This is a genomic window from Pseudomonas sp. 5.2 (genome assembly GCF_059025405.1).
Genome location: NZ_JBYBHH010000007.1, coordinates 1 through 13,432 on the forward strand (window position 1 = coordinate 1; position 13,432 = coordinate 13,432).

Consider the following 13,432-nt stretch of genomic DNA (forward strand, 5'->3'; position numbering starts at 1 on the left):
GCTCCAGGGGGCGTGCAAGTGCTGAATTTTGCGCAGTACTAGTGGGTCGTTACCTGCCCAAGGTCATCCCCAGAGGTGTGTTTCACGACATCGTCCGCCTTTGCCCCAGCTGGCGCGAAGGTAGGAGCAGCCTTGTGCTGCGAAGAGGCCAGTACCCGCCACGAATTTCTGTGGTCGGACCGGCCTCTTCGCAGCACAAGGCTGCTCCTACAGGGGGCGTGCAAGCCTTGAATTTTGCGCAGTACTAGTGGGTCGTTACCTGCCCAAGGTCATCCCCAGAGGTGTGTTTCAGGTCATCCGTGCGCAGCTTGGCGACATCGCCCGCCTTCACCGCCCCGCCCTGGTTGCCCCAGCTGGTGCGAATGAAGCTCACCACATCAGCGACCTCCTGATCGCTCAGGCGCCAGCCAAACGCCGGCATGGTGAAGTTCGATGGGGCGGTGTGCGTCGCAGGCACCGTGCCACCGGCCAGCACCACATGGATCAGCGAGGTAGCATCGGCGGTCTGCACCACTGGGTTGCCGGCCAATGCCGGGAACACCCGGCTGTAGCCATGGCCATCGGTGCGGTGGCACGCGGCACAGTTGTCGATGTATACCGACGCCCCGCGCTTGCTGTCATCGCCGTTCCACAGCGCCTCGGCGACCTGCTTGTCATACGCATGCGGCTGGTCATCGGGGTTGCTGGGCGGCAGCGTTTTCAGGTACCGGGCAATGGCCGTCAGGTCAGCCTCGCTCATGTACTGCATGCTGTGCTCGACCACATCGCTCATGCCACCGAACACCGCACTGCGGTCGCTTCGGCCGGTCTTGAGAAACTGCACCAGCTGCGCTTCGCTCCAGCTGCCCAGGCCATCCTTGTGATCACCGCGCAGGCTCTTGGCAATCCAGCCTTCAAGCGGGGCGCTGCCTGCCAGAAACTGCTCGCCATCCTGCGGGCTCAGTGCCTTTTCCTGCATGGTCAGGGCGCGCGGGGTATGGCATGCGCCACAGTGCCCCAGCCCTTCGACCAGATAAGCACCGCGGTTGACGACCGGGTCGGTGGCAGCCGAGGCCTGCCAGGCCTTCACCTGCGGCGCGAACAACCCCCGCCAGATCGCCAACGGCCAGCGCATGCTCAACGGCCAGGGGATGTCCGTCGCCTTGTTCGGCTGCGCCACCGGCTCGACGCCCTGCATGAAGTAGGCATACAACGCGCGCATGTCGTCATCGCTGACGCGTGCATACGAGGGATACGGCATGGCCGGGTACAGCGTGCTGCCGTCCTTGCCGACGCCATGGCGCACGGCCTGGTCGAAGTCTTCGAAGCTGTAGTTGCCGATGCCGCTGGCATCAGGGGTGATATTGGTCGAGTACACCGTGCCGATGGGGGTTTCCATGGGCAGCCCGCCGGCGAATGGCTTGCCGCCTTTGGCCGTGTGGCAGGCCACGCAGTCGCCCGCGCGCGCCAGGTACTCGCCTTGCTTGACCAGCGCGCTGTCCGCCTGGGCTGAAAGGCTTGCACCGCACAGGATGGTGGCGATCAACAGTGTCTTCATGCTCATCGCTCCTCAAGCCTGAACCAGTGGGCCAGGGTTTTTCAGGTACTGCTCACGGATCGCCCGTGCAGACCAGTACGTCAATGCCGCGACCAAACCGGTCGGGTTGTAACCCAACCCCTGCGGGAATGCCGACGCCCCCGGGACGAAAACGTTGTGGACGTCCCAGCTCTGCAGATAGCGGTTAAGCGCACTGGTCTTGGGGTCAGTGCCCATGATTGCGCCACCGTTGAGGTGGGTGGTCTGGTAGCTGGCAGTGTTGAAGTGTTCCTTGACCTTTTTGCCCAACACAGCAATGGACTTCGGGTTCATCGCCTGGGCGATCTTGCTGAGCTTGTCGACCATGAACTGGTTCATCTTGATATCGTTTTCCTGCCAGTCGAAGGTCATGCGCAGCAACGGCTGGCCAAAGGCGTCCCGGTAGGTCGGGTCCAGGTCCAGGTAGTTGCCACGGTACGACTGGTGCGCGCCATGCGCGTCCATCGAAACCTGGTGGGTGTAGTAGTCGGCCGTGGCCTTTTTCCAGGCGCTACCCCAGGTGGGCGTGCCGGGCGGGTTGGCGATACCGGCGATCGGGCGGCTGCCCGCCTGGTTGACCCACATGGGTGAACCACCGACAAAACCGTGCGGGCCGTGATCGAAGTTGTCAGCGTTGAAATCATCGATCGCAATGCCGTTACCGCCAGCACCGATGAAGTTGTTGGTGTAGGTGTCCTTGTCGAAGAACGCCTTGACCGTGCCCATGTTCTGGTACGCGAAGTTGCGCCCGACAACGCCTTCGTTCTTGACCGGGTCATAAGGCTTGCCGATGCCGGACAGCAGCATCAGGCGCACGTTGTTGAACTGGAAGGCTGCGAGAATCACCAGGTCCGCCGGTTGCTCCACCTCTCGGCCTTGGGCGTCGATGTAGGTCACGCCCGTGGCTTTGCGCTTGCTGTCATCCAGGTTCACGCGCAGCACATGGGCATTGGCGCGCAGCTCGAAGTTCGGCACCTGGCGCAGCGCGGGCAGGATGTTCACGTTGGGCGAGGCTTTGGAGTACATGTAGCACACATAGCCGCTGCAGAAGCCGCAGAAGTTGCACGGCCCCATCTGCGCGCCGTACGGGTTGGTGTAAGGGCCCGACGTGTTGGCCGAAGGCAGGTTGTACGGCTTGTAGCCGAGGCTGGTGGCGGCCTTCTCGAACAGTTTTGCCGACACCACATTTTTTTGTGCAGGCAGCGGGAACGGGTTGGAGCGATCAGGCGCATAGGGGTTGCCGCCCTTCCCTTCACCCACCACCGCGCCGTTCACGGTCCAGGCCTGGCCCGAGGTGCCGAACACCTTCTCGGCAAAATCGAAGTACGGCTCAAGCTCCTGGTAGGTGACGCCGAAGTCCTGGATGGTCATGCCTTCAGGGATGAACGCCTTGCCGTAGCGTTCTTCGTAATGGCTGCGCATGCGCAGCTCGATCGGGTCTACCCGAAAATGCACGCCGGACCAATGCAAGCCCGCGCCGCCCACGCCCTTGCCTGGCAAGAAGGCGCCCAACTGACGGTTGGGCAACGCAACGTCGTTGACGCTGTGACGGATAGTGACGGTCTCTTTCGATACATCGACGAACAGCTTCTTGCGCACGCTGTAGGTCAGCTCATCGATCACCTGCGGGTAGCTGCCCTCAGGGTAGGTGTCCTGCATTGGCCCGCGCTCCAGGGCGACCACCTGCAGCCCCGCCTCGGTCAATTCCTTGGCCATGATCGCGCCGGCCCAGCCGAAGCCCACGATCACGGCGTCTACTTTCTTCAACACATTCGCCATGCTTCAGGCCCTCTCGCCACGGATCGACACTGCCGGGAACGGGTAAGGCTCGTTGCGCTCGACCCAGTCCATGAAGTCTGCCCGTGCACCGGGGAAGCCGATCTGGGTCCAGCCCACCATGCCTTTGTTGCCACCGTGAATCGGGTCGCAGAAGAACCCCTCGCGAGTGTTCTGTACCAGCAAGCTGAAAAACAGCTTGGCCGGCAGCGCGTCGAACACCAGCTCACCGGCTTCGACCTTGGCGAGAATGCGGTCTCGGGTAGCGCTATCTTGCGCAGCAAACACTTGGCCCGAGTTGGCTTTGCACCAGCCGTCCACGGCGGCGATGCCTAGCCGGTAGATCTGTTGCGGGCTGAGTTGCAGTTGGTAACCCAATTCTGGTGGGGCGTCGGCGTTGAACGGCCCCTGCATGTACCACTGGGCGCCAGTGGCATAGGGGGTATTCATCTGGCGGTCGATGAACTCGGCGGCACCCGCTTCGAGCGCACCTGGGCCCAGTTCGTCCGCAGGGATGATGCGGGCCACGGCCGCTTGCACGAAGGCCCATTCTTCGGCGGTGAAAAAGGTTGGCTGATAATCGCCCGCAGGCGCAGCGACAGGCACCTTAGGCTCACGCACAGTTTCGGCGAGCAGTTGGCTGGCACCCAGGCCCAGCCCGGTGCTGGCCACGGTGGCGACCGGTATCAAGGTCAAGGTCTTGCGCAGGAATTCCCGGCGCGGATTGTCTGGGGCATGCTCAGGCATTTCAAATCCTCATCAGCGGTAGGGGCGGCCTTGGTTTGCGCCATCTGATTTTTCAATGGGGTACTCGCGCAAGCGGGCGCGTGTAGAAGACAGCCGAATAATCTAGCGCGTTCAGAAATGTTTTGAAACCGGTTTCATTCTTGACTTTTTTGATGCTCCGTAAGCGCTAAGCCGCCGGCATGGGCATACCCAGCAAGACAATTTTCACATCTGCCTCACTTACTGCTGACATCCGCCTGCCTAAAGTGCGCGCACTCTCAAAGGATCCGAGCCTCAGGTTCGCATCCGTTGCCCGTGCTCACTGGAGTGACAGCATGCTGCATGGCGTCATCGACACCCCGCCGGCCCTTAAACTCGCCCGGCCCTACCGATTGCCCCGCGCCAAAGCGCTGCTGGTGGCGCTGTGCGTATCGCTCGCGCTGGTGGCTCTCGCTGCCTGGGCAACCGCACGCCCCGCCCTTGCAGACCTTGGCAACCCGCATACGCTGCACAGCAGCGGCTTGCACAGCGCCTGGTCCAAGGGCTCAGTCATTGTGGTTATTCGTCACGCCGAACGCTGCGACCGCTCCCGCGGTGCCTGCCTGGACGACCCCACCGGTATTACCTTGGCGGGCAGCCGGGTAGCCGCCGACGTCGGCCAAGGCCTGCAACGCCTTGGCCTGCTCAGCGCCGATGTGTGGGCCAGCCCGGAAGTGCGCACTCGGCAGACCGCGCAGTTCATGTTCGGCAAGGCCATCACCACCCAGGACTGGCTCAACCAGTGTGACCACACCTTCGCCAGCAATGCCTTCGCCCATAAGCAACCCGGCCGCAACCTGGTGCTGGTCAGCCACAGTGGCTGCCTGGAGCAGGTGGAGCGCCAGCTCAACGTCGACACTGACGCGGATTCCAACCGCTATGCCAGCGCGCTGTTCATCACCCAGGGCGAAGATGGCAAGGCCCGCGTGCTGGGCCAGATGGATGCCAGCCAGTGGCGCAAACTCGCTGATGCCCGGGAAATCTGACCATGCCTGTACCTTCACGCGCCGCCTTCTACCGCAACAACCTGCTGCTACCGCTGCTGCTGGCGGGCATCGTCTTCGTCGCCTTCGACCTGACCGAACTCGACCGCTGGATCAGCAACCTGCTGATCGACCCGGCCACCGGCCAGTTTCCGCTGTTGCACAATCAATGGTTCGAAAAGGTCACCCACAAGTGGCCACGGGTTTTACCGAACTGGACCGGTGAACTGGCCGTGATCGGCTCGCTGCTGTCGTTCGCCTGGCCGCGCCTGGCCAATCACCCGCAATGTGGCCTTACGCGGTGGCTGGAAACCGCCCGAATCGCGCCGGTATTGCGCTTCACGACCCACCACCGTCGCGACTTGTTGTTCGTGGTGGTCGCGTTCGCGCTGTGCACCACGGTCATCCACTACCTGAAAAGCCATACCAGCGTGTACTGCCCGGTGGAAACGACGCTGTACGGCGGCCAGCAGGCGCGGGTCGAGTGGTTCGAGCACTTCACCTGGCTGGACAAGGCCGGCGATGGCCGATGCTGGCCAGGCGGTCATGCGTCCAGTGGTTTCACCTTGCTGGCCCTGTACTTCGTAGCGCTACGCCACCGCTGGATGCATGCGCGCAAGCTGCTGGTGGCGATCCTGTTGCTGGGGTTCGTCTACGGCACCACCCGCGTGCTGCAAGGCTGGCACTACATGTCCCACACCTTCTGGGCAGGGCTGTTCGTCTGGTTCACCACCTGGGCCACTGCCTTGCTGTTCTATGGGCGCCTGGCCCTGCAGGCGCCAAATCACAACCCTGCAAGGCATTGTTCCCCAGTTCATTCGATCAGCTCAATACCCTTGCAAGCCCAGCGTTGCGCCGAGCAAGAGCCGAATCGAGATGCTTGAACACACCCTTCGCCTTGTTTACCTGCAACCAATTGTTTCTTAAAAGAATAGAAATCGAACTTTCCTACACGTTTATAGGACGCTCAGTACTCACCCATGAATTGATTCCTCGTTAGTGTTCAGGCTTCAGCTAAATGCTTGTGTCTGGCCACACGGTCGGCCCATGCCCAGTGCATACGCTGCCTGCCCAAACACGAGGACCAGGAATGTTCAGTGAGCCCGATGGCACTGGTAAAACAGTGCCCACCAACCAGCCAATCCTGCTTGAAGACGCGCGTGGGGAGCAGCCGTCGCATAGCCGTCCATCACGTGAAAGCCCCCCCACTGCGCAAGCTGTCGGCAATACCCTGGAGCCCGCAGGTACTCTCCGTCATCCCCGCCGAAGTTCTCGAGTCGCTCAACGTCATCTTGCAGCAGTAGCGGGCAAGTGCTCGTCATGACCGTACTCAGGCACTTTTGGGGGAATCCGCATGCCTAGCCAATCCGATTTGCGCTTCACCTTCCAGCCGCTGGTTGGCCAGGTTGAGTTTGAAGTGGTTTCGTTCGAGCTCGACGAAGCGATCAGCACACCCTTCCAGTTAAACCTGGAGCTGGTCAGTTACCAAGACGATGTCGATTTTGGCCAGCTGCTCGACAAACCGGTGCTGTTCACCCTCTGGCGGGGAGACCAGCCACTGCGCTACATACACGGCCTGGTCAGCACCTTCAGCCAAGGTGAGACAAGCATTCACCGGACGCGCTACCGCGCCTTGGTCGAACCCACGCTGGCGCGTGCCGGGCTGCGCTCGAACTGGCGCATCTTCCAGAACAAAACCGCCCCGCAGATTCTTGAGCTCATGCTCAAGCGCCAAGGCATCCTTCATTTTGAGCTGCACAGCTGCGGTGAACATGCGGTACGGGAGTTCTGCGTGCAGGCCGGTGAAACCGACCTGGACTTCATCGCCCGCCTCGCCGCCGAAGAAGGCTTTATCTACCGCTTCGAGCACACACCCAAACACCACATGCTGGTCATTACTGATCGGTTGCTTTCGCTGGGTCAGATTAGCCAGGGTGGCAACAAGACCGGTGATGACGATGACATCGACCCCAACTTAGTGCTGTACCACGCCAATAGCGGCGGCGCTCAGGCAAAGCCTTGTCTACGCCGCCTACGCTATAGCGAGCAGGTGCGCACTGCACGACAGGTGCAACGCGACTATACGTTCACCAACCCGGAATACCGCCAGGAACACCGCGCAGACGCGAGTGGCCTGACGCACCAATCCACCGCGTACGAGCGCTTCGACTACCCCGGCCGCTACAAGCGTGATGCGGTCGGCGTGCCCTTCACCGCCACCCGGATCACCGCGCTGCGCCATGATGCCCGCATTGCCGAAGTGCAAGGCGATGACATGCGCCTGCAACCGGGGCTGAGCTTCACCCTGATCGGGCACCCGCGGCCAGACTTGAACGATCACTGGCGTGTGGTCAACGTGCACCACGAAGGTACCCAGTTCACCAGCCTGCAGGAAGAAGCCGCCAGCGCCAGGCAAGGCACGCGCTACACGCAAGACGCCGTGCTGGTGCCAGGCAAAACCGAGTGGCGCCCGGCGCCGTTGGCCAAGCCACGCATCGACGGCCCGCACATGGCCACCGTCGTCGGCCCAATTGGCGAGGAGATTTATTGCGACCAATGGGGCCGGGTCAAGGTCAGCTTCCCTTGGGACAGGGAGAGCGAAAACAATGAATTCAGCTCCTGCTGGGTGCGGGTGTCGCAAGGCTGGGCCGGTGGCAGCTGGGGCTCGATGGCCATCCCGCGTATTGGCCAGGACGTGATCATCCAGTACGTCAACGCCGACCCGGACCAGCCGATGATCACCGGCCGCACCTATTGCGGCAATCAGCTGCCCCCGTACGACCTGCCCGAGCACAAGACGCGCATGACCATCAAGAGCCAGACCCACAAGGGCGATGGCTTCAACGAACTGCGTTTCGAGGACGAACTGGGTCGCCAGGAGGTGTTCATCCATGCAGAAAGGGACCAGAACAACGTTGTAAAGCATAACGAAACGACGCAGGTCGGCAACGATCGCGCCGAGCGGGTCGAGCGTGACGAAACGGTTTCGATTGGCCAGGACCGCCGGGAAGACGTCGGCCGGGACGAGTCCGTCAGCATCGGCCAAAATCGGATTCACGACATCGGCAATGACAACAGCCTGACAATTGGCCGGACGCACACGATCGTCACCGGCCAGGACCGCATCGAGACGGTTGGCAACCAGCGCCAGGACATTACCAAAGCCAACCACACGGTAGAAATTGGTGGCCACCTCGAACAAGTGGTGGGCGGTCATCACGTGTTACAGACCGGCGAAGCCATCCGGCACACCACCAAGGTTTATGACATACAGGTCAGCGAGAGCCTGACGATCCGGAGCCCAGGCGGGCTGCTGCGAATCGATGGGGCCGGTGTCACGCTGGACGGTGTGGCAGTGGCCTTCAAAGGGCCGATCCACCAGCAGGCAAAGGGCAGCCAACGCACAACCTCGACCGCTGGCATTCCTGAGCCCGGCGAGCCCGTTTGCCTCAGTTGTTTGCTGAAAGCGATCACAAACGGCCACACCATGATCCGTATGGCGGGAGCACACTGATGCCCAGCCCATTCGTCAGAGCACTGGTCAAGGCCCTGCGAGTATCCGACCGGTACCGCCTGAGCGCGGTTGTGGAAATGGCCGATCTTTCACCGAAGGCTCGGGACAACCTGCTCGAGTATTACTCGCAGCGCTGCTGGCCACTGTTGCAGCAAGCCCAATTCAGCAATTTGCGGGCAGTGGGCCCCTGGCTGTTCGGCTCGCGTCCCGGCTCCGATGTTTCAGCCCAGTACGACTTTAAATGGCAGCTCGAACAAGGTGCAGAGGGCGCGGTATGTGGCTGGATAATCAGCGCATTGCCACCTGCCGAACTCGCGCTGCATTTGAGCCAGGCCAACATCGTCACAGGCGCAGATGGCCATTCGTACCTTCTGCGTTACCACACCGCTGCTGCACTGCAAGCGCTCGATAGCCACCGTCACTTGCCTGGGGTGAGCGAATGGTTGGCGCCCATCTATCACTGGTGGGCACCTGTAGCACATCCACACAAAACGCTGTGGTTGCAAATAGCGGGCGGCGACCAACCTCACGCTGCGCACGTCACGCCGATCACACTGGACGAAGATTGCTGGGCAGCATTGGCCGGCGACCCGCTGAGCTACCAGCTTGCCGAGGTACTGAAGGACGTTCAGCACTGCCCAGCCTTGACGGGTGCCTGCCACGGCACGCGCGTCGGCCTGATCCAGCATTACCTCGACCAGGCACGCGAGCAAGGCCTGGCCCGTGAGGAGGACCTCATCACCTATGTACTGATGATGGCTCGCGACGGTGATCAGCTCAACACCTCACCGGCCTGGCAAGAGGCAATCATCGCCACCCGCGAACAGCACACCGCCCTTATCGACAACGTGCAGCGACGCCTGCGCACAAAGGACTAAAACACACGCCCATGGATTCGCTCACCGACACGCTCGACCTGTGCAGACGTATCACAACCGGCTACCGCCCCGCGCTACGCAACAGCCCCGTCGCGGACTGCACCCGCCGCTTCGAACTGCTGCCCTTGCGCTATGCCGCCGTTGGCGGCAACCCGGCACAACGCGCCCGCTTGCCCAAGTTGCCGGGCTACCTCAGCCCCTTTCAGGAGGTGGCTGCACTGACCCACTCCAGCTACGCCATCCGCCCGCTGCGCGAAGGCTTTCTTTACCTGCTGATCAAACGCCACAGCGCACCGGCGCACGAATGGCACAGCCAGTACCGCGTGGCGCCGAATGGCTCACTGTTGTACATCAGCGCCGACGCCCCATGGGAGCCTGCCCCCAGCGCAGGCAACCTGGAGGACATCATCCGCGCTTTCGGCTGGACCATCACGCTCTACGACCTGGACGACATCCAGGAGCTGCGCCCGTTGTTCAGCCCCTCCCCGCTCACGCCACGCATGCTCGACAACTACCGCCTGCTCGAAGATGAGTACCGCAGCAGCCTGCCCGCGATCGATATCGCAGGGTTCATTCAACCCTCTGACGCGTCGCCACAGCCCCACGTGCTCAAGCACGACCAACTGAACTGGGTAGCCGACTTCAAGGCCCAGGACGACGCAGACCTGCAGGCCCTGCTCGACCTGCAGCCGTTCAACAACGCTCAGATCGTATCCCCGCACGCTTCACGGCAAGCCCTGGCACCGCCCATGAATCAAACCAAGCCGCGCGGCGCCGCTATCGTGATCGAGGATGCCCTCGGCATTACCCAAGAGCTCAATGCCTGGCGCAATGCAGCCGTCGACGAGGTGAAGACCCACTGGCTACAGCGCGTTGTGGAACCCGGCGTGGACAATGAGCGCAAACTGCTTGTTGCGCAGTCGTTTCTGGAGATCGAGAAGCTCTACCCGCAGATGATGGCCGAGCGCATCGTCAAGCGTGAGGTCATGGCCGAGGCCGTGCGCAAGCAGCCGGTGACGCCTGTGGACTTCTATGGGTTCACCGACCACGCTCGCCAGCAGGCCGATGCACATGACGCCCGGATGAAACCTCATCTGGCGCAGTACGAACGCGAAGTCCGGGCCAAGGTTCAGGCCCGCCAGGATGCTGGCGAATTCAGCAAGAAGTTTGACCAGAAGTACGGCCATCTGGTCGACCGCCAAGCCATGCACGATCAGCTCGCAGGCTTCGAGCAAGCGATGCAACAAGCCCAGCAAGCTGCAGAAGACCGCGCCAAAGACCATACCCGATGGCTCCTCAGCGAACGCCTGCTGCAGGCCCTGGACCGTTACGACAATGCCGACCTGATCAATGGCTTGGCCTTTGCCGAGCAAACCGGCCAGTGCGTAATCGGCATGGAGCTCAGCGAGTGGGGCGCGACAGTACTGGACCACTGGTGGCGCAGCGATGTGGCGCATCGGAGCAATCTGGCAATGCGCGGCATCAGCTACAACCAGGATGACATCCGCGAAGCGCTTGCCGCGCTTCTGGAAGCGGCCAAGGCCGAGCCGGCCTCAGAGACCTCTTTCACGTTACGTGAGTCGCTCGCCCGGCAGGCGCACATCGCGGCGAATGCCTTCGGGCGCATCAACACGCTGTACGAGGAGCTACAAAGCAGAAACAGTACCGCCAGCATCGGCTTGTATGCCTGGTACGTCGCGCTGGGGCGCCAAGTACTGCGTACGGGGGCACCCAGCAGTGTGGACCGCGCGCTGCACCAAGGCCTGCGCCTGACATTGTTTGCCTCAGTGCATGAAACGGCTGTCGACATACGCCTGGGCGAAGCGGCTCGTAGTGGGCAGCCCTTGAACCCACAGCGCAGTGGTGCCCAGGTTGCACGCTATCTGGACCAGGCCTGGGCCGAAGGCCTGATGCAGGCCAACAACAGCGACTTCTACAAGGTGCGTGCTGCAGGCCTGGTGTGTTTGCTCGAAGGCATGCTGATGGCCTTCAAGGCGCGCGAACTGCCTGACAGTGATGCACGGGTGAAGACCGAACTCTTTGCAGCGGCCATGACTACGGCTGCGGCGGGCTTCGAGATTGGCGCCAGTTATGTGGACCAAGTTGTGACGCGGTATGGCGCGAATAGCGTGACCGGGAGAGGGGCGGCGGCGACCTTGGGGAGGTTGAAACTTTGGGGGGGTAGTTTGGCCAGTATCGGCGGGGGGGTGCTGGCGTGGTGGGACTTTGTAGATGGAGTACAGAACTTTACCGAAAATAGTACCTCAATAAAATCGTGGTCATTGAGCGGAGCCTACTTCACGCGTGCGATAGCGACTGTGGTCCTATCTCTAGCAGAGCTTGGGACTGCCGTTGCGCTGGCCCATCCCTTTTTCGAGCGCTTGGCGCACAGCAGCAGACACCCAATTCTCAGAGCGCTCGGCCATTCAATGAGCACCGTTTCAAGAGCATTAGGCACCCCCGCGGCTCGCATACTAATGGCTCGCCTAGTTCTTGGCACTTTCTGGATAGGGCTAGCATTAACGATAATCATATTTTTACTGGAAGATGACGCGCTAGAGAAATGGTGCAAACGTAGTAGTTATCGCATCGATAAACGATCAAAACCTTATGCTGATGAAGAATTGGCGAAACTGCACTCCGCATTCAGAGAGGTGCTGTAAATGTACCTGATTGAATGGGGATTCTGGAAGACATGCACTGAGTCAAAAGCTGCGCGCACGGCAGCTGATGCCGAGACAGTACCACCCCATAAGCATCTAGCTTGTGATCTGTACGAGGGTGACTTACGGGAGGGTGTTCATTTCAAATCGGTGAGTACTACTCCGCATTCGCGCGGCCCCGTATTTGCGTTCAATGACACCTACATGGATATGCGCTGTGGCGGCTCGGAAGAGAAACGTGGAGTAATCACAATGATGACTCTCGGAGGCCTAGGCCCAATGACCTACGCATGGCTGCATATAACCTTTGGCTCCATTTACATCAACGCCACCCAAGCTGAGTTCCTTTCAGTGTTCTCTATTTTATTCAGCACATACATGCTGTCCATAGGCTGTGGGTTTTACTATATTTATGCTAAATATGGATTCCGCTTTACACGTCTAGAAATACTCACCAGTCGACACCTGCTTATCCGCTTCAATCGAAAAACTCAACAGGTTCATCTTCATCGACCTGCATACTGCGGGGGTATCGCGACGTTTCCATGGAAAACCACCGGAAGCACCGCTGTATCTCCTGAGGATGACTCACTCAGTCTCGGCATGAGACTCGGCTTGGTCTGGCACCCGAGCCATACCGGCCTCCCCCACATGGAAATGGCCTTCGTCGGCAAGCAAGGCCAAGGCGGCAGCGAGCTCCGCGACGAATGGGAGTTCATCCGCCGCTACATGGAAGAAGGCCCACACGCCGTCCCCCGCCCCCGTCTGAGTACCCAGTTACCCTCGCCCATTCAGGCATTCAGCGCCCAATTCGAAGGCCTCGGCCGTTTCTTCCGCAAAAGCAGCTGGCTGTTCAAACTCGCCCTGCTCATGGTCTGGCCCGCTTTCGTCATTGTCGGCTCCGCGCACTGGGTCAGCCTGCTCCTGTGCTGGCGACCACGCTGGCCGAAGGTGATTCGCGAGGCCGGCTTGCCCGGCAAACCAGTGCCTCCACCCACCACCTTGGGTGACTACCCGCCCGACATCCAGGAACGCCTACTCGCCAATGCCGACCGTTGGCAGCTAAAACCCGGCAAGCGCCCCGAGAAAAAACCACGGAAACCGCGCACCTCCAAATCGCGAAAAACACCGACATAAAAGCGGGCTGCACAGGCACGCGAGTGGGTCGCAACCACCGACCCAATTCCCCAATGCTGGGGGTACCGGGCCCATTGGCAAGCAGCGTAAAAGAAACCCACGAAACGGCCGTATCCCCCGTTGTACAACGCCTGCGAGTCATTTATTTCGGTTTGGCACGC

General features: G+C 61.0%; 9 protein-coding genes. 6 read left to right on the forward strand and 3 right to left on the reverse strand.

Translation table 11 applies throughout. The annotated features are described in order from the left end of the window. Positions 1-244: 244 nt before the first annotated feature. From AC5PZ0_RS12470 to AC5PZ0_RS12480, 3 genes are read right to left on the reverse strand one after another with little or no spacing between them, the layout of a single operon-like run. Positions 245-1,537 carry a c-type cytochrome gene (locus AC5PZ0_RS12470; RefSeq protein WP_493855085.1) on the reverse strand — a complete coding sequence of 431 codons (1,293 nt, stop codon included), beginning with the start codon at positions 1,535-1,537 and terminating at the stop codon, positions 245-247. A gap of 12 nt (positions 1,538-1,549) precedes the next feature. Beyond that, positions 1,550-3,334: a GMC family oxidoreductase gene (locus tag AC5PZ0_RS12475; RefSeq protein WP_099429256.1), complete on the reverse strand. Its 1,785-nt coding sequence runs from the start codon at positions 3,332-3,334 to the stop codon at positions 1,550-1,552. Between the two features lie 3 nt (positions 3,335-3,337). Continuing rightward, a complete protein-coding gene (locus AC5PZ0_RS12480) occupies positions 3,338-4,078 on the reverse strand; it encodes a gluconate 2-dehydrogenase subunit 3 family protein (protein WP_493855086.1) in 741 nt (246 codons plus the stop codon). Positions 4,079-4,392: 314 nt separating this feature from the next. Here AC5PZ0_RS12480 and pmrG point away from each other — a divergent pair, with 314 nt between their 5' ends. The 6 genes from pmrG (at position 4,393) to AC5PZ0_RS12510 (ending at position 13,271) form a co-directional block, all read left to right on the forward strand. Further along, entirely contained in the window at positions 4,393-5,082 is a 690-nt protein-coding gene (gene pmrG, locus AC5PZ0_RS12485) for a lipopolysaccharide core heptose(II)-phosphate phosphatase PmrG (protein ID WP_493855087.1), read from the forward strand. A 2-nt stretch (positions 5,083-5,084) separates the two neighbouring features. Beyond that, positions 5,085-5,963 carry a phosphatase PAP2 family protein gene (locus tag AC5PZ0_RS12490; protein WP_493855088.1) on the forward strand — a complete coding sequence of 293 codons (879 nt, stop codon included), beginning with the start codon at positions 5,085-5,087 and terminating at the stop codon, positions 5,961-5,963. Between the two features lie 470 nt (positions 5,964-6,433). Then, positions 6,434-8,593 carry a type VI secretion system Vgr family protein gene (locus tag AC5PZ0_RS12495; RefSeq protein WP_493855089.1) on the forward strand — a complete coding sequence of 720 codons (2,160 nt, stop codon included), beginning with the start codon at positions 6,434-6,436 and terminating at the stop codon, positions 8,591-8,593. Next, on the forward strand, positions 8,593-9,471 hold the full coding sequence (locus AC5PZ0_RS12500) for a DUF4123 domain-containing protein (protein WP_493855090.1): 879 nt from the start codon (positions 8,593-8,595) through the stop codon (positions 9,469-9,471). Before AC5PZ0_RS12495 ends, AC5PZ0_RS12500 begins: the two co-directional genes overlap by 1 nt. Positions 9,472-9,482: 11 nt before the next feature. Further along, positions 9,483-12,134 (forward strand): T6SS effector BTH_I2691 family protein, encoded by a 2,652-nt coding sequence (locus AC5PZ0_RS12505; protein WP_493855091.1) that lies wholly within the window; start codon positions 9,483-9,485, stop codon positions 12,132-12,134. Then, entirely contained in the window at positions 12,135-13,271 is a 1,137-nt protein-coding gene (locus tag AC5PZ0_RS12510) for a DUF6708 domain-containing protein (protein WP_493855092.1), read from the forward strand. Positions 13,272-13,432 lie beyond the last annotated feature (161 nt).